Source organism: Marinomonas arctica, assembly GCF_003259225.1.
Lineage (GTDB): Bacteria > Pseudomonadota > Gammaproteobacteria > Pseudomonadales > Marinomonadaceae > Marinomonas > Marinomonas arctica.
The window spans coordinates 1-22,667 of the sequence record NZ_QHJF01000006.1; the positions used below are offsets into that span (position 1 = coordinate 1).

At 44.5% G+C, this 22,667-nt stretch carries 20 protein-coding genes; 2 read left to right on the forward strand and 18 right to left on the reverse strand.

Going from position 1 to position 22,667, the window contains the following annotated elements:
• Nucleotides 1–115: 115 nt before the first annotated feature.
• The 15 genes from DK187_RS04895 to paaF form a co-directional block, all read right to left on the reverse strand.
• On the reverse strand, nucleotides 116–1,144 hold the full coding sequence (locus DK187_RS04895) for a TRAP transporter substrate-binding protein (RefSeq protein WP_111606225.1): 1,029 nt from the start codon (nucleotides 1,142–1,144) through the stop codon (nucleotides 116–118).
• A 132-nt stretch (nucleotides 1,145–1,276) separates the two neighbouring features.
• Nucleotides 1,277–2,605: a TRAP transporter large permease gene (locus tag DK187_RS04900; RefSeq protein WP_111606226.1), complete on the reverse strand. Its 1,329-nt coding sequence runs from the start codon at nucleotides 2,603–2,605 to the stop codon at nucleotides 1,277–1,279.
• 1 nt (nucleotide 2,606) lies between these two features.
• Nucleotides 2,607–3,140, reverse strand: a complete 534-nt coding sequence (locus tag DK187_RS04905) for a TRAP transporter small permease (RefSeq protein WP_111606227.1) — start codon at nucleotides 3,138–3,140, stop codon at nucleotides 2,607–2,609.
• Nucleotides 3,141–3,223: 83 nt separating this feature from the next.
• The gene (gene paaZ / locus DK187_RS04910; protein ID WP_111606228.1) at nucleotides 3,224–5,308 is read right to left on the reverse strand and encodes a phenylacetic acid degradation bifunctional protein PaaZ; all 2,085 of its coding nucleotides are present in this window, start codon (nucleotides 5,306–5,308) and stop codon (nucleotides 3,224–3,226) included.
• Between the two features lie 93 nt (nucleotides 5,309–5,401).
• Nucleotides 5,402–6,475 (reverse strand): 1,2-phenylacetyl-CoA epoxidase subunit PaaE, encoded by a 1,074-nt coding sequence (gene paaE / locus DK187_RS04915; RefSeq protein WP_111606229.1) that lies wholly within the window; start codon nucleotides 6,473–6,475, stop codon nucleotides 5,402–5,404.
• Nucleotides 6,476–6,511: 36 nt separating this feature from the next.
• Nucleotides 6,512–7,045, reverse strand: coding sequence for a 1,2-phenylacetyl-CoA epoxidase subunit PaaD (gene paaD / locus DK187_RS04920; RefSeq protein ID WP_111606230.1), 534 nt, complete (start codon nucleotides 7,043–7,045; stop codon nucleotides 6,512–6,514).
• Nucleotides 7,032–7,799, reverse strand: coding sequence for a 1,2-phenylacetyl-CoA epoxidase subunit PaaC (gene paaC / locus DK187_RS04925; protein WP_111606231.1), 768 nt, complete (start codon nucleotides 7,797–7,799; stop codon nucleotides 7,032–7,034). The genes paaD and paaC overlap by 14 nt, the downstream gene beginning before the upstream one ends.
• Before the next feature lie 7 nt (nucleotides 7,800–7,806).
• Nucleotides 7,807–8,088: a 1,2-phenylacetyl-CoA epoxidase subunit PaaB gene (gene paaB, locus DK187_RS04930; protein ID WP_111606232.1), complete on the reverse strand. Its 282-nt coding sequence runs from the start codon at nucleotides 8,086–8,088 to the stop codon at nucleotides 7,807–7,809.
• A gap of 20 nt (nucleotides 8,089–8,108) precedes the next feature.
• Complete coding sequence (paaA, locus tag DK187_RS04935) at nucleotides 8,109–9,101, reverse strand: 1,2-phenylacetyl-CoA epoxidase subunit PaaA (protein ID WP_111606233.1); 993 nt, start codon at nucleotides 9,099–9,101, stop codon at nucleotides 8,109–8,111.
• Between the two features lie 178 nt (nucleotides 9,102–9,279).
• Nucleotides 9,280–10,599 carry a phenylacetate--CoA ligase PaaK gene (gene paaK / locus DK187_RS04940; protein ID WP_111606234.1) on the reverse strand — a complete coding sequence of 440 codons (1,320 nt, stop codon included), beginning with the start codon at nucleotides 10,597–10,599 and terminating at the stop codon, nucleotides 9,280–9,282.
• 273 nt (nucleotides 10,600–10,872) lie between these two features.
• Complete coding sequence (pcaF, locus tag DK187_RS04945) at nucleotides 10,873–12,087, reverse strand: 3-oxoadipyl-CoA thiolase (RefSeq protein ID WP_111606235.1); 1,215 nt, start codon at nucleotides 12,085–12,087, stop codon at nucleotides 10,873–10,875.
• Complete coding sequence (gene paaI / locus DK187_RS04950; RefSeq protein ID WP_111606236.1) at nucleotides 12,080–12,544, reverse strand: hydroxyphenylacetyl-CoA thioesterase PaaI; 465 nt, start codon at nucleotides 12,542–12,544, stop codon at nucleotides 12,080–12,082. Before paaI ends, pcaF begins: the two co-directional genes overlap by 8 nt.
• A complete protein-coding gene (gene paaH, locus DK187_RS04955; protein WP_111606237.1) occupies nucleotides 12,534–14,072 on the reverse strand; it encodes a 3-hydroxyacyl-CoA dehydrogenase PaaH in 1,539 nt (512 codons plus the stop codon). Before paaH ends, paaI begins: the two co-directional genes overlap by 11 nt.
• 2 nt (nucleotides 14,073–14,074) lie before the next feature.
• Nucleotides 14,075–14,866, reverse strand: a complete 792-nt coding sequence (gene paaG / locus DK187_RS04960; protein ID WP_111606238.1) for a 2-(1,2-epoxy-1,2-dihydrophenyl)acetyl-CoA isomerase PaaG — start codon at nucleotides 14,864–14,866, stop codon at nucleotides 14,075–14,077.
• 43 nt (nucleotides 14,867–14,909) lie between these two features.
• A complete protein-coding gene (paaF, locus tag DK187_RS04965; RefSeq protein ID WP_111606369.1) occupies nucleotides 14,910–15,695 on the reverse strand; it encodes a 2,3-dehydroadipyl-CoA hydratase PaaF in 786 nt (261 codons plus the stop codon).
• A 358-nt stretch (nucleotides 15,696–16,053) separates the two neighbouring features.
• On the opposite strand from paaF, the gene DK187_RS04970 reads away from it, so the two are divergent.
• A complete protein-coding gene (locus DK187_RS04970) occupies nucleotides 16,054–16,641 on the forward strand; it encodes a phenylacetic acid degradation protein PaaY (protein WP_111606370.1) in 588 nt (195 codons plus the stop codon).
• A gap of 116 nt (nucleotides 16,642–16,757) precedes the next feature.
• Entirely contained in the window at nucleotides 16,758–17,681 is a 924-nt protein-coding gene (gene paaX / locus DK187_RS04975) for a phenylacetic acid degradation operon negative regulatory protein PaaX (protein WP_111606239.1), read from the forward strand.
• A gap of 49 nt (nucleotides 17,682–17,730) precedes the next feature.
• Here paaX and DK187_RS04980 read toward each other — a convergent pair whose 3' ends face one another.
• The 3 genes from DK187_RS04980 to DK187_RS04990 all read right to left on the reverse strand — a co-directional run bounded on the left by DK187_RS04980 (nucleotide 17,731) and on the right by DK187_RS04990 (nucleotide 22,645).
• Complete coding sequence (locus DK187_RS04980) at nucleotides 17,731–18,903, reverse strand: alpha-hydroxy acid oxidase (protein WP_111606240.1); 1,173 nt, start codon at nucleotides 18,901–18,903, stop codon at nucleotides 17,731–17,733.
• Between the two features lie 372 nt (nucleotides 18,904–19,275).
• Nucleotides 19,276–20,529: a dihydrolipoamide acetyltransferase family protein gene (locus tag DK187_RS04985; protein WP_111606241.1), complete on the reverse strand. Its 1,254-nt coding sequence runs from the start codon at nucleotides 20,527–20,529 to the stop codon at nucleotides 19,276–19,278.
• Nucleotides 20,530–20,539: 10 nt separating this feature from the next.
• Nucleotides 20,540–22,645, reverse strand: coding sequence for an alpha-ketoacid dehydrogenase subunit alpha/beta (locus tag DK187_RS04990; RefSeq protein WP_111606242.1), 2,106 nt, complete (start codon nucleotides 22,643–22,645; stop codon nucleotides 20,540–20,542).
• Nucleotides 22,646–22,667 lie beyond the last annotated feature (22 nt).

Genomic DNA, 22,667 nt, shown 5'->3' on the forward strand with positions numbered 1-22,667 from the left:
TCGGGGTGAGACAGGTTTCTTTCAACCTGACGGGTTTGCCAGCTTCGCTGGGCAAACAAAAAACCACAGCCTTTAAAGACCGTGGTTTTTATTTTTCATATAAGTACAGAAAGAATTACTGACTCAATTCATTTACATTTTCTCTAAAGTAAGCAAGCGCTGCTTTTGCATCCACTTTGCGATCAGAAACAGAGTCAATCCATACCTGATCTATTCCCGCTTCTAATCTATTCATCTCTTTTACGATGGCGTCATCTTTAGATAGGTAAACTACGTTAACGCCATTCGCTTTTGCCTCTAAGATGCCGTCTTGATCAGCTTTCCCCCAAGCGGCACCAGCCAGCCTTGAAAGCTTTTCACCCGATACGCTCATGATAGCGTCCTGGTCTTTTTTACTCAGGCTATCTAACGTATCTGGATTCATCACAATACTAAATGCGGTGGTATAAAGCCCTTTAGGAAACAAGGTGAGATCAGTCGTCACTTCACTTAACCGAAGCGTTTTTTGCTGTTCAGCAGGCAAAAACGTACCATCTACTACGCCTTGCTGCATCATTTCATAAGATTTCGGCGCAGGAGCAGAAACGGGGGTCACCCCTAAACGTTCAGCAAGGGTATTCACCAAACCACCACCGATACGCATTTTTTTACCTTTCAAATCTTCTAATGAATTAACTGGAAAATTGGTATTCAACTGACCTGGACCATGAACAAACAAGGCAAGTAATTCAAGTCCTTTGAATTCTCCATCGGCTTTAAAGAATTTTTCATAGGTATGCCATAACGCCACAGAACCCACTTCTGCATCGGTGATCTCACCTGGGATTTCGGAAACGCTGGTTAGTTTGAATCGACCCGGTACATAAGAGTTAACAGCAAAACTAACATCATAAACGCCATCTTCTACAGCATCAAAAATCGCTTTAGGGTCACCAGTATAGTTTTCAATAACCACTTCAACACGACCCTCAGTAGCCTGTTCAACCCATTCTTTCCAAGTTGGCCAAACAATTGAGTTTTGCGAACTCGTTGGTGGTAACCAAGTCGCCACATGCAAAGTCGTTTCTGCTGCTGAAGTCAGTCCGGATGCTAAAATAGAAGTACCGCATACGGCCAAAAGTAGATTTTTTTTAACATTCATCATATTTATTATTCCTATAGTTTATGATTTACATTGATAAAAATTTCGCTCTCTCATAGCAATGACTTTACAACCTTATGGTTATTGAAAGTCATAAAAACGCCCCATTAATAAAAAAATTCATTTGAAAAATGTTTACTCATATAAAAAATTAGGCAAAAACATCGATACTGGAACGATGAACACAATGATCAAAAGTCGGATAATATCCGCACACCAAAACGGTGTAACCCCCTTGAAAATCGTGCCTGCTTTTACGTCTTTTAATACTGCACTTAATACAAAGACATTCATCCCCACTGGTGGCGTTATTAAACTGATCTCAGTCACTACAACAACAACAATGCCAAACCAAACAAGATCAAAACCTAAGCTAGACACAAGAGGAAAAAAAACCGGCACCGTCAGTAGCAACATGGAAAGACTTTCGAACACCATGCCAAGAATGATGTAGATGACGAGGATAACCATGATGACCAGCATAGGACTTAACTCCAATGCCGTAACAAAGCTCAATAAAGCATCAGGCAAGCCCGCTCGGGTAATAAAATCCGAAAAAATAAACGCGCCAATCACCACACAAAACAACATGGCAGACGTTCTCGAGGTGTCTACTAGCGTCTCAACAATTCCAACAAAGCTTAGACTACGGCGAGTCAAACCAATGATTAGCGCACCACCCGCCCCAATACCAGCCGCTTCGGTCGGCGTGAATACACCTAAATAAATACCGCCCATCACAATAGTGAAAAGCAATAAAACGCCCCAAATACTTTTTAGAGCAAGCATTCGTTCTTTAAAGCCCATCCGCTCCCCAGCGGGGCCCGCCTTAGGGTTTCGCCATACAACGTAACGAACAGCACACATATACAAGAAAATGCCTAACATGCCGGGAATAAAGCCAGCTGCAAACAACTCACGGATACTGGTCTGGGTTAACAAACCATAAATCACCAAGATAACGCTGGGAGGAATCAAGATACCTAATGTTCCACCTGCGGCTATCGATGCCGTTGCCAGACTATCCGCATAACCAAACTTGCGCATGGGTGGCATGGCCACTTTTGCCATGGTTGCAGAAGTGGCTAAACTGGAACCACAGATAGCCGAGAAACCGCCGCAAGCTAAAACAGTCGACATCGCCAAACCTCCTTTTCGATGACCTAAAAAAGCATATGACGCGTTATATAATTCCTGTGACAAACCAGAACGAGTCACTAAATTCCCCATCAGAATGAACAAAGGAATCACCGACAAATTGTAGTCTTGCACGGTTCCTATCACCCGACTGGATGCCAGAGTGAGTGCTGCCGTCCAACGAAAAGACAGCACATTGTCAAAACTTAGACCCTGCAAAATAGCGAAACCTAAAAAACCAACCACTCCCATTGCAAAAGCGATCGGCATACGAATAACCAAAATTAAAAACAAAAGAACGGCAAAGCCGATTAATACAACTGACATGCTACTCTCCAAACTGCTGTGTTTCGTTATTGCCCTTTAGCACTCGATACGCACCATATGTCAACATACAAGCCGCGGTTATCCAGCTCATAATGGCGATATATTCGGTTAAATATCCGGTAGGGATTTTTAAATACTCACTAACTTCACCACGACGCAGAGAGCGTTCTGCCAGTTCATCAATACGAACCGCTAAGAAATAAAACGAAGAAGAGACAATAAATACTGAAAAGATGCCAAGCACTTTAACGATACGATTGCCTAAAACATGATCCAATAAATCCACGACTACATGACTTCCACGCCATGTAATCAACGGCATTTGAGCAAACACCATGATAGCCAAGCCCATTTGAGTCAGTTCAAAGGCACCATTAATAGAATTATTAAAAAGATAGCGACCCACTACATCCACACACGTTAGCGCCATCAACAAAAACAACACCGTTGCAGAAATCCCCTCTAACACCACACCAACCCAACGATAAATATTTGGCTCTGGGTAATGCTTATCAATCCAGCCTTTTATCGACATGACAGCTCCTAAATTTTTATTATTGTATTGAATCAAAATGCATAAAATCCGAAAACAAGGGCGATGTAATCGCCCTGTCGGCATCAATCAAATTGCTTCTTAACCAAGGTTAAAATGTCATAACTAGCGACCAGCTCTTCATGCTGATTGGTGACTTGAACGTCCCAAACCACCACACCTTGAGGTTCACCTTTAGGGCTTAACTTACCTTGGTCAATTTTGCGTTTGCAGGTTAAACGCGCACGAATGGTGTCGCCAATTGGAACAGGTGTGATAAAGCGCAAGGTATCCAAGCCATAATTTGCCAATACCGGACCTTCTCCAGGGGAAACAAATAAACCCGCGGCAGCCGATAAAACAAAATAGCCATGAGCAATACGCTGCTCGAACTGAGAATCACGGGCGGCAATATCGTCAAAGTGCATATAAAAATGATCGCCAGACAAACAACCAAAGTTCACTATGTCAGTTTCCGTGACCGTACGACGATGAGTAAGCAAAGACTCGCCAATACGAAGGTCTTCAAAGTAACGACGAAATGGATGCACATCACTTTCATAGGTTTCGCCGCCACGAACATATTCTCCGGTGACCGCTGACAACATCGTTGGTGAGCCCTGAATCGCAGCACGTTGCATGTAGTGTTTAACACCACGTATACCGCCTAATTCTTCACCACCGCCAGCGCGTCCTGGACCACCATGCTTTAACATTGGCAGCGGAGAACCATGTCCAGTAGATTCTTTCGAGGATGCTTCATTCAAGATATGCACTCTGCCGTGCCATGCGGCTAAAGCGGGCACCACTTTTCTGGCAATCTCAGGGTCTTGGGTCACTAACGTTGTTACCAGAGATCCCTTGCCACGAGCTGCAAGCGCAATAGCATGGTCGATATTTTTATAAGGCATTAAGGTGCTGATTGGGCCAAACGCTTCAATATCATGAGCCCCGCCATCTGCATCAGGGTCATTACTCAGTAACAAAGTCGGCTGTATAAATGCACCTTTTTCTGAACCTTTTCCTAAAAGCTCAAACCCTTCATCATGACCACAAACAAGCTGACTACTTTTTAATAATTGCTCAAGTTGCGCTAAGACGTCTGCTTTTTGCTCAAAAGAGGCCAATGCGCCCATGCGTACCGTATCTAAATGCGGATCGCCGATAGACATTTTGGCAAGACGTGCGGTTAGGCGCTCAGAGACGGCCTGAACTTGATTTTCAGGAATCAATACACGACGAATCGCCGTACATTTCTGCCCTGCTTTCACCGTCATTTCCCGTGCAACTTCTTTGATGAAAAGCTCAAATTCTGGACTATCGACAGAGACATCCGGCGCAAGGATAGCGCAGTTCAACGAATCTGCTTCGGCATTAAAAGGAATAGAGTTATTGATGATATTCGGTGTGACTTTTAATTTGGCAGCGGTGCTCGCAGAGCCCGTAAAAGTCACCACATCTTGACCATCCAAACGATCTAACAAATCACCTGTACGACCAATGATTAACTGCAAACTGCCTTCTGGCAATAAACCAGACTCGTGCATTAAACGCACACAAGCCTCAGTCAAATACGAGGTAGACGTCGCAGGCTTCACAATACATGGCATGCCCGCCAAAAAGTTAGCTGCGAATTTTTCTAACATACCCCAAATTGGGAAGTTAAAGGCATTGATGTGTACGGCAACACCTTGGCGAGGCACCAGAATATGCGAACCGAAAAACTGCCCATCACGACCCAAAGGAAAGGCATCATCTTCGTGAATCAGGTTGCCGGATGGCAACTCACGTCGACCGACACTAGCATAAGCAAACAGCGTACCTGCGCCACCTTCTATATCGACCCAGCTATCATTGCGAGTCGCACCAGTTAACAGAGAAATAGCGTATAACGACTCTTTGTATTCGAGTAAATGCTTTCCTAAATCACGCAAACAAGATGCGCGACTCTGAAAGTCCATTGCCATTAAAGAAGCACGACCTTTGGTGCGGGCAAATTCCAGTGAACGAGCAAAATCAATAGTTTCAGCGTGCGTGTGATAAATCGTTTCACCGTTAACTGGGCTAGCTAGTGCTTGTCCAGCTTGATTACCTAACCACTCCCCAGCAATAAAACTTTGTAGAACTGGGCTTCGTGCAACTGGGCTTTGTACAACTGGGCTTTGGCTCATAATGTTCTCCATCGGTGGTCTATTTGCCACCGTCATCTTTGTTGTTTTTATGATGTCTCGATCTTTCATAGTCAGGCGATCGGTCAAGCCGAATTAGACTTGATCAAAATCCAGCACAACCTTTTTGGACACAGGGTAAGACTGACAAGAAAGCACATAACCCGCTTCCACCTCGTAGTCTTCAAGACCAATGCTAATGTCCATGTCTACTTCGCCCTCAACCACTTTACATTTACAGGTAGAACACACGCCCGCCCGACACGAAAATGGCAGGTCTGCACCATGCTCGTTACCCGCATTCAGCAAGTTTTCGGTATTCTGTTTTAGGTCAAAGCTCATCGCATGACCATCACGAATAACGGTAATTTCCGACATATCTGCACTGGCAGACGCTTGTGCACGCTGCTCTCGTTTGCGCTCATTACCAGCCGCGGCAAACAGTTCAAAATGGATATTTTTTTCTGGTGTACCAAACTCTTTTAAAAGGTCTTTCACCATTTCTGTCATGGACTGAGGGCCACAAATAAAGGCACCAGTCAGTGTTTTCACATTCACCCAACGATCAAACAAAGCACGGCATTTATCTGCATCAATGTGGCCGTTGTACAAATCGATATCTTGTTGTTCTCGACTCAAGACGAAAATCAGATTCAAACGATTCATGTAGGTGTTTTTAAGGTCCGCCAGTTGATCTCGGAACATGGTGGAAGAAGTAGAACGATTGCCATATAAAAGCGTGACTTTACTGTACGGCTCAGTAGCCAAAGTCGTTTTTGCAATAGACAGAATGGGGGTAATCCCACTGCCTGCGGCAACCAATAAATAGTCACCATGACGGGCAGGATCAAGCTCTGAATAAAAGTGCCCTAGCGGTGGCATTACCTCAAGCACATCACCGACCTTGATGGAATCGTTAGCAAAGGTAGAAAAAAGCCCATCAGGCACACGCTTTATTGCAACTCGCATTTCATTGTCTTGAACGCCACTGCAAATAGAGTAAGAACGACGTACTTCTTGGCCATCAATCTGAGTACGCAGTGTCAAAAATTGACCTTGTTTAAATTGATAGCTCTGCGCTAAATCCTCAGGGACAGCAAAAGCGAGCGAAATAGAATCACGAGTTTCACGACGTAAATCTGAAACGGTAAGTGAGTGAAATTGATTCATCTGTGTCTCCACGGCCAGGTTATTGTTATCTATGGCTCAAATGCATTTAAAATAATCAAAGGGTTCTAAACAGGACTTACATCGATACAAGGATTTGCACGCTGTCGAGCCGAATTCACTTAATTGTTCTGTGTCTTGGCTACCACAATTTGGACACTCAACTTGTGTTATTCCCGACAACAAAGAACGCTTATTTGAACTCCCGACTGGCGGTGCAATCCCGTAGGCTTTAAGGCGACTTCGACCCTGTTCGGTAATCCAATCGGTTGTCCAAGCTGGGTCTAAACGTTGCGCTACTTTAGGGTGTAAAAAACCCGCATTTTGCAGCGCATCACGTATCGAGGTTTCGATATATTCCGTTGCAGGACAACCTGAATAGGTTGGTGTGACGACTACATAAAGATGTCCATCCGCCCAGCCGACGTCCCGAACGATGCCAAGATCCATCACACTCACCACAGGCACTTCAGGGTCCATCACCTCTTCCAGCACTTTGTATGCTTGCTGGATATCAGCCGCGCCCCCTGAACGACCTTGTTGGTCAGTGATAATTAACTCACCAGCTTGCATCGGGATAAGCTCGTTGTAAGAATTGCATTTCTGCTAATAACGTCCCCAAGTGCTCAGAATGCATACCTGTTCGAGCACTCAAATAGAAAGTGTTTGGTGCATCAGGAACGGTTAGCGTCGCTTTAGCAAATACCTCGTTTACGGTCGCCAGCCATTTTCCTGGCAATTCAGTCAGCGCTGGAATATTGCCTGATTCAGACAAGGCTAATTCCGCATCGTTTTTTTCAACCAGTTCAAAGGTAAAACGCCAAACGGCATCTACCGCTTTTTCCATGCGCTGATGACTTTCTTCGGTACCGTCACCTAAACGTTCGACCCATTGAGAGGAACGACGCAAATGGTATGTCACTTCTTTTAAAGACTTCGCTGCAATCGCCGCAATACGTTCATCGTTTGCACCTTTTAGCATCGTCAGCAGGTGAAACTGCCAAGCGTCATAGAAAAACTGCTTCGTCATAGTGACGGCAAAGTCGCCATTAGGCTGCTCTACCAATAGCAAATTACGAAACGCACGCTCATCACGGCGAAACGCTAACGTATCGGCATCGGTATCGGTATCATCGTTAATTCGCTCGGCGGCGTATTCATACCAATTGCGAGCCTGACCGACTAAGTCAAGACCGACGTTCATCATGCCCATTTCTTCTTCAAGAGCTGGAGCACGCCCCGTCCACTCGCATAAACGCTGAGCTTGGATCAAGGCACTGTCACCAAGGCGCAATAAAAATTCGGTTAATTCATCGTATTTAGTCATAACCACCTCACATATGCCCTACTTCATCAGGCAACTCATAAAAGCTGGCATGACGATAGACTTTGTCTTCTGATGGATCGAACAATGGCTCTTTCTCATCACTCGCGGTTGCTGTGATTGATGCAGATGGTACAACCCAAATACTCACGCCTTCATTGCGACGGGTGTAAAGGTCTCTGGCATTCTCGATGGCCATTTCGGCATCCACAGCGTGAACGCTGCCAACATGCTTGTGATTTAGACCGTGCTTACTACGGATAAATATTTCAAAAAGTGTCCATTCAGACATGGGAGATACCTCAAAATTAGTTAGGCAGCAGCCTGTTGTTTTTGTTTTTTATTTGCATGAGCCACCGCTGCTTCACGCACCCAAGCTCCGTCTTGAATCGCATTTCGACGCGTTTCCAAACGCTCTCGATTACAAGGGCCATTACCTTTAAGCACTTCGTAGAACTCCTCCCACTGAATCTCACCAAAGTCGTAATGACCACGCTCTTCATTCCATTTCAAATCAGGGTCTGGAACCGTGCAGCCTAATAGCTCTAATTGCGGAATGGTTTGATCGATAAAGCGCTGACGCAGTTCGTCATTGGTATGACGTTTGATTTTCCATGCCATAGATTGAGCTGAGTTAGGGGACTCCGCATCACTTGGACCAAACATCATCAAAGATGGCCACCACAAGCGATTAATCGCATCTTGCACCATGTCTTTTTGTGCTTGCGTGCCATGGCGCATCATGTGCAAAAGGATTTCGTAGCCTTGGCGTTGATGAAAGCTTTCTTCTTTGCAGACTCGGATCATGGCGCGGGAATAAGGACCGTAAGAGGTACGCTGAAGGGGGACCTGATTTACAATCGCAGCACCATCAACCAACCAACCAACAGCCCCCATATCAGCCCAATTAAGTGTTGGATAGTTAAAAATACTCGAATACTTAGCACGACCAGAGTGCAGCTTTTCAATCTCTTCATCGCGATCCGCGCCTAGCGTTTCCATCGCGCTATACAGATACAAACCATGTCCCGCTTCATCCTGAATTTTGGCCATCAGTTGCAACTTACGTTTCAAGGTTGGCGCGCGAGTCACCCAATTACCTTCTGGCAACATACCCACAATTTCAGAATGAGCATGCTGGGAAATTTGACGGATCAAGGTTTTGCGATAGTTATCTGGCATCCAATTTTTAGGCTCGATTTTAATCTCGGCATCAATTTTTTCCTGAAATGCCCTTTCTTCTGGTCCCATTTCAGCTAGGGATTTTATTGCTTTCGTCCCTGTTTCAACTTGTTGTGCGTACATGAGAACATCTCCAATATCGTAGAAATAAGTCATTTTATTAATAAGAGAATAGACTAATGATACATAAATTCAAGTTAATTTTTAATTTTATGTATCATTTATAATTATAATTTTTTGGCAACAGAAAATCCTAGCCCCTTAAAACAAGAGGCTACTCTTTATCAAATAGAAAGATTAATTAAACGGAAATTCGTTCGTCGTAAACGTGCTTAGCCTTGCCCTCTGAACGAGCTATGCTACCTATTTCTCTTAGCTTAACGCTGATACTGATTCCCACGGAAGACTTCACATGGTGACGCAATTCATTAATGGCATCATTGATTTCTTGCTCATCAAAGCCAGCACAATCAGGGCGCAGCTCAACATGCACATCCATACTATCCATATTGCCTTTGCGATACAGATGTATTTCATAGCTTTCTGAAAAGTGATTTACTTTAATCACCTCTTCTTCAATTTGTGTTGGAAAGACGTTTACACCACGAATAATCATCATATCGTCGCTGCGGCCGGTAATTTTGTCGATGCGGCGCATACGACGAGCGGTTCCCGGTAATAAGCGAGTTAAATCCCGCGTGCGGTAACGAATCATTGGCAAAGCTTCTTTACTTAGACTGGTAAACACCAATTCTCCCATCTCACCGTCAGGCAAAACCTCACCCGTATTTGGATCAACAATTTCAGGATAAAAATGATCTTCCCATACCGTTGGTCCATCCTGACTTTCTGCGCATTCCATCGCCACACCTGGCCCCATGATTTCAGACAAACCATAAATATCCATGGCACGAATACCCGCTCGCTCTTCTACTGAACGACGTAATTCTTGAGTCCATGGCTCGGCACCAAAAATACCTAAACGCAATTTAAGCCCAAGTGGATCGATGCCTTGTTTTTCCATTTCGTCTAGCAAATTCAACATATAAGATGGCGTCACCATAATAATGTCAGGCTGAAAGTCTTGAATCAGGCGTACCTGTTTTTCAGTTTGCCCACCAGACATAGGAATAACCGTACAACCAAGACGCTCGGCGCCATAATGCGCCCCCAAGCCGCCAGTAAACAGACCATAACCATAAGCATTATGTAACATATCGCCTTTTCGCCCGCCTGCAGCACGGATCGAACGCGCCACAATGTTGGCCCAATTATCGATATCATTTTGGGTATATCCAACGACCGTTGGTTTGCCTGTTGTACCACTTGAGGCATGAAGGCGAACCACTTGATTCATCGGTGTCGCAAACATACCGTACGGATAGTTATCTCGTAGATCCGATTTTGTGGTGAAAGGAAGTTTGGCAAGATCATCCAGCGTTTTAATATCATCAGGGTGCAACCCTAACTGATCAAAACGCTGCTTATACATAGGAACATTGTTATAAGCATGACGAACAGTCCACTGTAAACGCTCTAATTGATGAGCTCGCAACTCATCAATACTGGCTGTTTCCATTGGGTCAAGTTGATCTGGATTAAACCGACTACGAATATCCATTGCTGCGCTCTCTCTTTTATTATTTTTAGAGTTTAGTATTCATGGCTGTATTATTTTTTTGGTAACACAACCTTATTGTTTTGACTGCTAGGTAAATTGAAACCGTTTTTACGACTACAAGGCGATGCATGACGCCCCACAACACCACGACAGCCCACGACGTTACGAGCGAAGCCAAGACAAGGCAAAAACAGACGAAAAAGCAGAGTTTATAGGTTATAAATGAGCATTTTGAGTCTGTTTTTAACACAGTATTGGCGAGCACAGTAGTCGTTAATCAAGTCGCTCAATCACCATCGCAATCCCCTGACCCACACCAATACACATGGTGCACAAGGCATAACGCTTATTCTTAATTTCCAATTCATTTAACGCGGTGGTAATCAATCGCGCACCACTCATCCCTAATGGATGACCTAATGCAATGGCACCGCCATTTGGGTTAACTCGAGCATCGTCATCTGCTAAACCAAGCTCGCGTAATACCGCCAAGCCTTGTGATGCAAAGGCTTCATTTAATTCAATAACATCCATATCCTCTATGGTAAGGCCCACTTGCTCGAGTACCTTTCTAGACGCTGGAGCTGGACCAATTCCCATAATACGTGGCTCAACACCTGCTGCAGCCATACCCAACACTCGACCACGCGCTTTTAAACCATAAGTCGCCGCAGCTTCTTCGCTTGCCAATAACAAGGCACAAGCGCCGTCATTTACACCCGATGCGTTACCCGCTGTCACTGACCCTTTGCCATCGCGACGAAAAGGCGTAGCAAGATTCGACAAGACCTCTAAACTGGTGTCTGCACGCGGATGCTCATCCCGACTAACCACGACTGGATCACCTTTACGTTGCGGAATCACAACGGGGATAATCTCTTTCGATAGACGTCCATTTTCTTGAGCAACTGCGGTTTTTTGCTGACTACGCAAAGCAAATAAATCTTGATCTGCTCGAGAAATATTAAACTCTTCCGCCACATTTTCAGCGGTTTCTGGCATGGAATGTACACCAAACTGGTCTGCCATCAGCTTATTAACAAAGCGCCAACCAATCGTCGTGTCGTACATATCCGCTTGACGAGAAAAAGCCTGATCCGCTTTACCCAATACAAAGGGCGCTCGTGACATAGACTCAACACCACCCGCAATCATCAATCCCGCTTCACCGGCACGAATGGTTCTAGCTGCCAAGCCAACCGCATCCATTCCAGAACCACACAAACGATTGATCGTCGAACCTGGTACGCTATGAGGAAGCCCTGACAACAAAGAAGACATGCGCGCCACATTGCGATTATCTTCACCCGCTTGGTTCGCACAGCCATACAAAACATCATCTACTTTTGACCAATCAACCGTCGGGTTTCGATCCATGAGAGATTTAATTGGAATAGCACCCAAATCGTCTGCCCTGACTGTAGAAAGCGCACCACCGTAGCGCCCAATCGGCGTACGGATAGCATCAATAATTAGAGCATCAGTCATTTACGTTCTCCTGTGAAAGTATCTCACCTTTAATTCGATAAGATTTACCGTGAAATATGGCAATCAATTGATCTTGTTGATTATGAATTTCGACATCGTAGTTTCCTGTGCGCCCACCACGACTTTTCTCACGACAACTTGCGCTAAGCACATCACCTTGAAAAGCTGGTGCCACGTAATCAATAGAACAACCGAGCGCGACAGTAGGTTGGTTATAGGTATTACAGGCAAACGCAAAAGCGGAATCGGCCAAAGTAAACATATAACCGCCGTGGCAAGTTTTATGACCCTGCAACATAAAGTCTTGCACCGTCATGCGAACCTTAGACTGACCCGGCGCGGAAAATAGCAACTCAATACCTAAATGCTGAGTGGCAACATCTCGTTCATACAAAGCTTGCGCGCAACGCTCGGCAAGCTGCATTTTTATCTGCTCTTCAGTAAGCTTATTTGACATGGAAGCTTCCTTCTAACATAGCGATACGACGCATTAACAAGGAAGGACGATAACGGTCCTCACCATAAGACTGCTGTAAGTTATGCAACACGGTTTCCACATCAGCAACACCAATAGAATCTGCCCACGCCAATGGACCTTTGGGATAATTCACGCCAAAACACATGGCAGTATCAACACCTTCTGCCGTTGCGACGCCTTGTAAAACCGCATCAGCGGCCTCGTTCGCCAGCATAGCGACCGTGCGCATCACAACCAAAGCGGGTGAATCCACTACTTCACTTACCTTAATGCCAAGCAGATCAAGACACTGAACCACATCATTAAATGCCCCTTCAGATGTCGCTGCCGAACGACTCAAGGCAATATGCGTTGCGCTCTGATAATCCAGCGCCAAATCCACCAACACCAGCTCACTCAACCGTTCATCTTTGGCTCGTTCGCACGCCATACGTCCGTCGGTTAACGCCAGCAAGGCCCTGCCAACTTTTAGATAACCTTTCGCCAACCCAGACACTTGCGTCACTTGAACACCCGCCTGAGACAAACGTTCAACCAACCCGGCTAGATGACCAACATCTTCAGATACTTCACACTTGATACTGCTCACATCAGTAGAGAGTGAGACAGAGACGATTTGAGCCTCAGGCTTTTCAGCACCCTCTTGATAACAATAAAAACCTTGACCGGTTTTCCGCCCTAAAAAACCAGCATCCACTAAGTCTTTTTGAATCAAAGAAGGCTGAAAGCGGAAATCGCCATAATAAGCATCGAATACAGAACAGGTAACGGCATAATTCACGTCATGACCTATCATGTCCGTCAGTTCGAACGCACCCATGCGAAAGCCTCCAGCGCCTTTTAATAAAGCATCTAAAGTCGCACAGTCAGCCACTTGCTCTTGTCGCAATCGAAAGCTTTCCGCGTAAAAAGGACGCGCCACTCGATTGACAATAAAACCCGGAGTAGACGCCGCATAAACTGGCTTTTTACCCCAACTTAATGCTGTTTCATAAAGACAGATTGCCACTTTCAAATCCGTGGCTAAGCCAGACACCACTTCCACCAGCTTCATAATGGGTGCCGGATTAAAAAAGTGCATTCCCACCATACGCTCTGGGTGTTTCATTCCGGCCGCTAAACGGGTAATAGAAATAGAAGAGGTATTACTGGCTAAAATACAATCGGCAGAACAAACCGATTCCAAAGTATCAAAAATTGCTTTCTTGACGTCGATGTTTTCAACAATGGCTTCTACCACCAATCCAGCCTCCGCCAAATCGTTCAGCGAATCTGCCACTTCCAATCGAGCCAATGTTTGTTGCACTTGCTCTGCGGTAAATTTTTTACGCTCTACCAATTTAGCTAATTGCTTTGCCATTGAATCGATAGCAATTTGAGCAACCCCTTCTCGATTGTCATAAAGCTTAACTTGATAACCCGCTTGAGCAGCCACTTGAGCAATTCCTGCTCCCATCGCGCCAGCACCAATCACCCCAATAACCGTACTTTGCTTAAAGGCAGGCATAATTATTCTCCCTTAAATTCTGGCATACGTTTCTCCATAAAGGCTTTTACGCCTTCACGGTAATCCTGCGTCTGCCCCGCCATTCGCTGCAAATCACGCTCGACATCGAGTTGAGTATTGAAATCATGATCAAAACTTTGATTCAAAGCACGCTTAACAAAAGACAGACCTTTGGTCGGTTGAGTGGCCAGACGACGCGCCAACGACATTGCCTCGTCACGCAAATTTTCATCGTCTACAACTTTATAAATCATCCCCCACTCCAACGCTTTTTCCGCCATCAATGGCTCTCCTAACAAGGCCAACTCTTTGGCTTTTGCCATACCGATCAAGCGTGGTAAAAACCAGGTTCCACCTGAGTCAGGTATTAAACCAATCTTGCAAAAAGCCTGAATAAATTTGGCAGAACGTGCTGCAATAACCAGATCACACGCCAAAGGAATATTCGCTCCAGCACCTGCCGCCACACCATTAACTGCACATATCACTGGCATTGGAAAAGCCTGCAACTGTTTAATCAGTGGATTGTAAAAACGTTCAATGGAAATACCCAGATCAGGTGACGCGGCATTAGGATCAACATTACGATCAGACAAATCTTGCCCAGCACAGAAACCTCGACCCTCTGCCGTTAAAACCAGCGCCCTAACCTGTTTATCTTTTAAAGCGGATTTTAATGCTTGCTGCACTTCAAGATGCATGGCCTCATTAAAGCTATTAAGCGCTTTGGGGCGATTTAAGCTCAGCAATGCCACACCAGAATCAACCGAATATAGAATATGTTCGAAGCTCATTTACTCTTGCCTCTCTAAGAATTGAAAAATAACACCCAAAAAATTAGCGACCAGAAAAGTTTGGTTGACGTTTTTCTTTAAACGCCAGAATCCCTTCTTTTCTATCCTCGGTACCTGCTAACACAGTAAAAGCATGGCGTTCAAAACGCAGGCCTGTTGTCAAGTCAGTATCCATACCTTTTAGAATGGATTCTTTTGCTAAACGCACAGCAAGACTGCCTTTACTCGCAATGACTGTCGCCAAAGCCAAGGCTCTGGTAACTGTCAGTTCAGGTTGGGTTATTTCACTGATGAGACCAGCATCTTTTGCCTGCTGGGCATTGATAGGTTGACCGGTGAGCACCATCTGCATGGTGAGAGATTTACCAACAGCGCGAAGTAATCGCTGAGTTCCGCCAGCGCCAGGCATGATACCTAGATTGATTTCGGGTTGACCAAATTGCGCATCACGACCGGCAATAAGAATATCCGCATGCATGGCCAACTCGCAGCCGCCACCCAAACAGTAACCATTAATGGCTGCAATAACAGGTTTAGAGAAACGCGTTATGCGCTGCCAATATCGCTGACGCGGATCATTCAACATACCAACAAGATCACGTTCTGCCATCTCGTTAATATCGGCTCCAGCGGCAAACGCTCTCGAACTTCCAGTAAGAACCAAAACTCGAATATCACCCGACGTCTCAGCGATATCCATAACTTCAGATAATTCTGCCAATAGCCCTGTCGTTAACGCGTTCAATGCCTCGGGACGATTCAACTGGATCAACTGAACCCCACTCTCCACCGGATGCACCACCAATGATTGGTAATTTTTATTTGTCATTTGATTCAAACACTCGATCTTATTGTTATTAATTCGCTCAGCCAAACACACTCTAGCGAGCTCAATCGCATTCCACTTAATATAAAGATGAACCATAATTAGATACAAAACAATAACAAAATTAATTTTTTTATGTATCTCTTTAGTGGAATATACAAATAAATCCAACCCACAAATTATAAATTCATTTAAAAATCAAAAAGTTAATATTAAAAAAGATGATTTTAAATTCATTAAAGCAAAAATAAATCTTGATAATTTTCAATTTTCACGTAAAAAAAGAAAGAATTCGAAAGATATCGACACAAAACAACCTAAAATTAAAAAAATAAAGAATCAAATTGGAAGAGAAAAAAGCATGCCTTACTACAAAATTGACAGTGTCACCCCAGTGGTACACCCTAGTGCATACGTACACCCAACCGCGACGCTGATTGGCGACGTGATCATTGGCGAAGGCTGTTATGTTGGTCCAGGAGCCTGTTTAAGAGGGGATTTTGGGCGTATTACCATGGAAGAAGAATCAAACATCCAAGACAACTGTGTTGTTCATGGCTTTTCTGACAGCCATACCATCATTCGTAAACATGGGCACATTGGCCATGGCGCTGTATTGCACGGCTGTATTATTGGAGAAGATGCTCTAATCGGCATGAACAGTGTCATCATGGATTACGCTGAGATCGGCGAAGGTTCAATCATTGCAGCATCCTCATTCATAAAGAATCGCTTTACTTGTCCACCAAGATCTTTGGTGATGGGTGCGCCAGGAAAAATCGTTCGGTCCGTCACAGATGACGAATTAAAATGGAAGCAAACAGGCACACAGGAATACATAGAACTGTCGAAAAGATGCCTAACTTCGATGGTCGAATGTATTCCACTCAATGCCATAGAAGAAGATAGACCAGCACTGCAAAGTCGGTCACATCAGCCCAAAAACTAGTACAATCACACATAGAAATGCGCTTAGTCTACTATTTAAAGACTATTCCACTTTACTAAGCCGGACAGGTTTAAGAGAATGACCGCTGGCTTAACTCACTGGATCACCAGTCACTAATGAACAAAATTAATACTTTAGACACGTTAATCACTCGTTTTCAACAGCAAAAACCCATTCGAGCCTCGTCTCTCGTCATCACCTTATATGGTGATACGATTGAACCTCATGGAGGAACCGTTTGGCTAGGTAGTTTAATTAAGCTACTGGAGCCAATGGGCATCAACGAACGATTAATGAGAACCACCATCTTTCGTTTGACTCAGGATGGCTGGCTAACCAGTGACAAGGTGGGAAGAAAAAGTTACTACAGCTTAACAGGTTCTGGTCGACGCAAATTTGAACAAGCTTTCCGACGCGTGTACAGCGCCAACCAAACCGTCTGGGATGGCTCTTGGTGTTTAATCATGACGCAACAATTGTCTGCCGAGGAAAGAAAACAACTATTAGACGACCTCAACTGGCAAGGTTTTGGCGTACTAACTGGTCAGCTTATTGGTAGCCCAAACACCAATCTAAGTGATGTAAATACTGTCTTAGCCTCATCCGGTTTACAAAGCAAAGTTATTGTATTTAAAACACACCAACAAGAAGAGCTGGCTGGAAGGCAAGTTCGAATGATGGTACGAGAGTGTTGGGAACTCGATAAACTTGGCGCTCACTACCAAGAATTTATCAACCTATTTCGCCCTGTGTGGCAAGAACTGGATGAAAAAGACAATCTCGATCCTGAATCCTGCTTCCTGACTCGTACTCTGTTAATCCATGAATACAGAAAGCTCTTGCTGCGAGATCCACAGCTGCCAGAAGAACTCCTACCGGGAGACTGGGAAGGCAAAGCGGCAAGACAATTATGCCGAAACATTTACCGTAAAATCACCCCAGCAACAGAGAAATGGCTAGAGAAAAACCTAGAATCCGCAGATGGGCCACTTCCAGAAGCTTCACAAGCTTTTTATCAAAGATTTGGAGGGCTGAACTAATCATCAATTAACGAATAAGGCTTTCATTTGTAAGCGATATAAATCCTTGTTAAGACATATAAAGGTGTTCTGAAGTCAGTTCATCGAGTCGCTGAACGCCCATTAAATTTAGACTGCGAGCCAGCTCTTCTTGCAAGATATCTAATATGCGTGACGCACCAATTTCACCACCGGCCGCAACACCGAATAAAGTAGCTCGTCCAAGCATAACACCTTGCGCGCCAAGGGCGGTGGCTTTTATTATGTCACTGCCGCGACGAATACCACTGTCTAACAATATGCCTATTTTACCACCCACGGCATCGACAATTGCTGGTAAAGCATCAATAGAAGACAAAGCACCATCGAGCTGACGACCGCCATGATTGCTGATCACAATGCCATCAAATCCTAACTTCACCGCTTGTCTCGCATCATCAGGATGCAGTACACCTTTTAAGATCATCTTGCCATGCCATTGATCTCTCATCTTGGCCATTTTCTCCCAATCCAACAAAGTATCGAACTGCTGCTGAATAAATTTAATTGCCCCCAAGGCACTTTGTTCATTATTAGGTAGATAAGGGTTCAAATTGCCCATAGTTGGCAAACCATTAGGAATCATAACTCGGCGAATCCAGTTGGGGTGCATCAGAACATTGACCTTGTTTTGCCATGTTAGTTGACGCGGCCTAACAAAATTACGTCGATCCCACTCGCGATTTCCAACAATTGCCGCATCCGAAGTGATAACCAAGGTGTTTACCTCGGTCGCTTTCGCTCGAGCCATTAAATCATTGTTAAATTGCTCCTTCTTTAAACAATAAAGCTGAAACCAAAAATCAAGACCCTGAGTGGCTTCGCGAACCTGCTCCATAGACGCATTAGATACGGTACTTAAACAGAAAGGAATTTTTTTCTCGTTTGCGGCCTTTGCCAAAGCAATGTCAGCCTGCGGCCACAACATGCCATTGAAACCACTTGGACCTATCATCATTGGTAAGACGCTAGGTGATCCAACCAATGATGTCGTCAATACTGGAGGATGATTGGCAACTAAAGTATGAGAAGTCAGCCGCATCTTGGCAAAATCGCTCTCGTTACTATGTAAAGTCTGTTCATTTTCTGCACCTCCCGCCAAGTATTCCCACGCGAAATCTGGTAATCGGTGGCGAGCAAGGGCCGCCATTTCAGCCACACTTTGTACTCTTGAAAAATCAGAACCTCTATAAAACCTACGCATCATATCTCCTAAGACAAATAACTGAACCCAATCCGTTGTACAACATTGCAGAAATCTTTTATTAATTACTTGGTCTGTTACACAGGCTATTCGTTCAGCGAATAATAGTCACAGTTGAAGTAAACGAAGCGGCATAATGAGCACCCAATGAAGTACCACCATTTTGACAGCCAGAGACGCCAACTAAGTTGACACTCACTACTTCTTAAACTCTTTAGAAGAAATACCCATTACAGACATCCCTGTTGCCATTGTTTACTTAGCTACTTAATTAATCATTCATAACCTTATTCTATTTAAGAAGGATTGTTTTCTGACCTAGCAAACATTAAATGAGTACCATTACATAACGATTCACTATGTCATAAATCATTATTTTCCCCAGTTTTCTATCACCTCAACAAAGTGACTCAGAAATAAATTAGTCTGATACGCATCCAAGGCACGATGATCGATACTAAGAGACACGTAGCATTTTGGTCGGATGACAATTGTGTCTTCTCCATTCACCTCTTCCACCACGGCTCTTTTTTCAAGTTTTCCGATACCCAAAATAGCAACCTGAGGCTGGTTGATAATAATTGGCGTAGCAAATAGGCTACCGCTCACGCCATGATTTGAGATAGTAAATGTGCCATCTCTCATGTCTGCGGCAACCAGTTTACCTTGTCTAGCTTTGTCTGTTTGTTGCTGAAGGGCGGATGCGATTTCAAACAGGTTCTTCTCTTGAACCTTTTTTACAACTGGGACAATCAGTCCATCATCGCCTAACGCTGTGCCGACACCTATGTTAATGTCTTCAAATATTTCCAAGCAGTCATCATGGAAACGCGAGTTTACGACAGGCACTTTTTGCATTGCCTTAGCACTGGCGGCCAAGAAATAAGCGGTAAAAGTTAGCTTTACACCCGCTTCTTCAAAGCCCATTTTGCACAGTTGTCTATGTTCTATGATTCGCCCCATATCCATTTCGAAGACGCTCGTCACATGAGGAGAGGTGTGAAGTAAGCTTTCCACCATATGATTGGCAATTTTCTTGCGCATGGAAGTATGAGGAACCAACTTACTTTTTACGCCATGCGATTTTTCTGCTTGGATAGAAGCACTTGAGTTGCTTTGCTCCTTGCCAATTTGGGTATCAACAAAAGCTAAAATATCATCTCGCGTAACACGTCCACCTTTGCCTGTGCCGTCAATCAAGGACAAGTTCAGGTTATGCTTTCTCAATAATTTCCTGACCGCAGGCCCGATCAAATGACGTTTTGAGTCATCGTCAGCCACATCGTATTTAACAACATCTACCACAGACTCATTTTGCAACGCGTCATTAGCAACAGGAGATGATGATTTGTCTGCCGCAACCTTATCTACCAGTGATTGTTCACCACAATTTAAGTAGCCAAGGATGGTTTTTTCATCAACATTGTCACCCGATGTCGCCAAGATTTTACCAATGGCGCCATCATTTTCAGCACACACTTCCATCGATACTTTGTCGGTTTCCAGCTCTAATATGGGGTCGCCTTTTCGAACTTGATCGCCCTCTGCTACCAGCCAAGTAGACAATATCGCCGCGGTTCCCTCCAACGCGCCCACTGGAAGCGTAATAGTCATTGATTCGTTCATCGTTTCCCCCTCACACTTCAATCAGTTTTTTCATGGCGAGAGCGATTTTTTGCTCACTAGGTACGGCTTTTTCTAACAACAAAAAATTGTGAGGATTAGGAATATCAGGCATGGTCAATCGCTGGACCGGCGCATCAAGACTAAAGAACAATTCATCGGCTAACGTCGCCGCGATTTCAGCGCCAAACCCAGCGGTTTTATTATCTTCATGAACAATCAAACAACGTCCGGTTTTCTCGACAGAGGCAAGTATCGCCTCTTTGTCCCATGGTTGAATGGTTCTAAGATCAATCACTTCAATGCCCATATCAAGACTCGTTGCAGCATTTTGGCAACGCTCTACCATCGCGCCCCAACACACTACCGTTAATGCTGTGCCTGATAGAATCGTCTTTGCCTTACCAAATGGGATGACATAGTCATCACCAGGATAAGGACGACGTGACCAGCTATTGTCCAGTAAAGATCGATGCTCAAAGAAAATAGTTGGGTTGTTGTCTCTTAGTGCAAAACGCAGCAAACCAACCGCGTCTTCAGCGTTTGAAGGCATAGCCAATTGCCAGCCGACTTTATGCGCCCACTCCACTTCGTCACTCATGGAATGCCATGGATCTCCTCGACGAGCAAAACCACCCGGAATCCTAACTACCATAGGCGCAGCAAATTGATTATTGGTTCGCCAGCGCATAATGCCAGTATCGGACAGTTGTTCAGCCGCAGGCTCAGCGTATTTGCGGAACTGTATTTCTGGCACTGGCATCAAGCCACTCAACGCCATTCCCACGGAACGACCAATAATGCCTTCTTCAGACAAGCTAGTATCAAACACTCGATTACCACCGAACTTTTCATTCAGCCCAAGCGTTGCTCCATGAACGCCGCCTTTTGGTCCAACATCTTCGCCGAATACCACCACTTTAGGATTCGTTGCGAGTTCGTAATCAAGCGTCTTGCGGATCGCTGTTAACATGTTCAGGCGTGAACCTTCTGGCTTAGCTTGATTGCTTTGAGTTGGAAATACATGACCACTTGCCGCTAAGCCACCTCGAAGTTGAACCTCATCTTTTTCGGCATAAACAAAGCGTGTCAGATTTTCTGGATCGGGTTGCTGGCGCTCTTTCGCTTTATCAACTGCATTGCGAATATTACGATGACTTTCTTCTTCTAAACTCTGCCATTCATCAGTCGTCATTAAGCCATTATTTAATAGATAACTTTTTAACTTAGGAAGCGGATCTCTTGATTGTTCATCAGCAATAAAGTCAGCTTCTTTGTAAGTTTGAGTGTCTTGGAAAGTGTGACCACATAGACGAGGGACTTTTAGTCGAAGTAAGCAAGTGCCTTGCCCAGATCGCACGTACTCGACAGCTTCTTTTATCAGTGCTGGAGCCAATTCTGGGTCGGTTCCGTCACCATCAATAATCTTAAGATTTTTATAGGCTTTAAGATTCGCCACCTGATCACCACCAGGCGTTTGCACTTCTTGAGGCACTGAAATGCCGTAACCATTGTCTTCAATGTAAAATAAATGCGGTAAGTTGTTAGTCGTTGATATGTTTAATGCCGCCCAAAAACCACTGGTCGACATAGAAGAATCGCCACCCATTGAAACCGCAATAGCGCCAGAATAGCTTGAGTCATTCAACTGATTTTTATGATAAAGAATGGATTGTGCCCAACCAGAGATAGGCGAATATTGTGCACCGACACCGCCACACATAGGAAATAATATGGCACCTTTTCTATCGGTATTCGGATAGTTACATACTACGCCGATGTCTCTACCATCACTGTAACCACCCGCTTTTGCCATAGGCGATGCAACCACTTCATCCAAATCTATCCCAAGACTCATGACAAAAGGTCTAGATCGATAATAGCCGCTGGCGGCATCGTGAGGATGTGTCAATAAAGAACCTAGGAGAATCTGAGCAAAGTCATGCCCTCGAGCAGAAAATTGGTTAAACACTAACTTCTCTGGCACTAGCTCTTTTTCTTCTATCTCATCCAGAGCACGAGATAAAAGCATTAATTGACTGACTTGAAACCAATCGAACTCAAGCTTTTGAGGTATAAAATTCGTGACGTGATTACTTTTTTCTAGCAATTGCTTCATAGAGGTACACCATCTTCAGCTG

What these genes read in the sequence shown, in the direction of transcription:
- DK187_RS04895 (WP_111606225.1), bottom strand. Translation starts at nt 1,144, where the DNA reads ATGATGAATGTTAAAAAAAATCTACTTTTGGCCGTATGCGGTACTTCT.
- DK187_RS04900 (WP_111606226.1), bottom strand. Translation starts at nt 2,605, where the DNA reads ATGTCAGTTGTATTAATCGGCTTTGCCGTTCTTTTGTTTTTAATTTTG.
- DK187_RS04905 (WP_111606227.1), bottom strand. Translation starts at nt 3,140, where the DNA reads ATGTCGATAAAAGGCTGGATTGATAAGCATTACCCAGAGCCAAATATT.
- paaZ (WP_111606228.1), bottom strand. Translation starts at nt 5,308, where the DNA reads ATGAGCCAAAGCCCAGTTGTACAAAGCCCAGTTGCACGAAGCCCAGTT.
- paaE (WP_111606229.1), bottom strand. Translation starts at nt 6,475, where the DNA reads ATGAATCAATTTCACTCACTTACCGTTTCAGATTTACGTCGTGAAACT.
- paaD (WP_111606230.1), bottom strand. Translation starts at nt 7,045, where the DNA reads ATGCAAGCTGGTGAGTTAATTATCACTGACCAACAAGGTCGTTCAGGG.
- paaC (WP_111606231.1), bottom strand. Translation starts at nt 7,799, where the DNA reads ATGACTAAATACGATGAATTAACCGAATTTTTATTGCGCCTTGGTGAC.
- paaB (WP_111606232.1), bottom strand. Translation starts at nt 8,088, where the DNA reads ATGTCTGAATGGACACTTTTTGAAATATTTATCCGTAGTAAGCACGGT.
- paaA (WP_111606233.1), bottom strand. Translation starts at nt 9,101, where the DNA reads ATGTACGCACAACAAGTTGAAACAGGGACGAAAGCAATAAAATCCCTA.
- paaK (WP_111606234.1), bottom strand. Translation starts at nt 10,599, where the DNA reads ATGGATATTCGTAGTCGGTTTAATCCAGATCAACTTGACCCAATGGAA.
- pcaF (WP_111606235.1), bottom strand. Translation starts at nt 12,087, where the DNA reads ATGACTGATGCTCTAATTATTGATGCTATCCGTACGCCGATTGGGCGC.
- paaI (WP_111606236.1), bottom strand. Translation starts at nt 12,544, where the DNA reads ATGTCAAATAAGCTTACTGAAGAGCAGATAAAAATGCAGCTTGCCGAG.
- paaH (WP_111606237.1), bottom strand. Translation starts at nt 14,072, where the DNA reads ATGCCTGCCTTTAAGCAAAGTACGGTTATTGGGGTGATTGGTGCTGGC.
- paaG (WP_111606238.1), bottom strand. Translation starts at nt 14,866, where the DNA reads ATGAGCTTCGAACATATTCTATATTCGGTTGATTCTGGTGTGGCATTG.
- paaF (WP_111606369.1), bottom strand. Translation starts at nt 15,695, where the DNA reads ATGACAAATAAAAATTACCAATCATTGGTGGTGCATCCGGTGGAGAGT.
- DK187_RS04970 (WP_111606370.1), top strand. Translation starts at nt 16,054, where the DNA reads ATGCCTTACTACAAAATTGACAGTGTCACCCCAGTGGTACACCCTAGT.
- paaX (WP_111606239.1), top strand. Translation starts at nt 16,758, where the DNA reads ATGAACAAAATTAATACTTTAGACACGTTAATCACTCGTTTTCAACAG.
- DK187_RS04980 (WP_111606240.1), bottom strand. Translation starts at nt 18,903, where the DNA reads ATGCGTAGGTTTTATAGAGGTTCTGATTTTTCAAGAGTACAAAGTGTG.
- DK187_RS04985 (WP_111606241.1), bottom strand. Translation starts at nt 20,529, where the DNA reads ATGAACGAATCAATGACTATTACGCTTCCAGTGGGCGCGTTGGAGGGA.
- DK187_RS04990 (WP_111606242.1), bottom strand. Translation starts at nt 22,645, where the DNA reads ATGAAGCAATTGCTAGAAAAAAGTAATCACGTCACGAATTTTATACCT.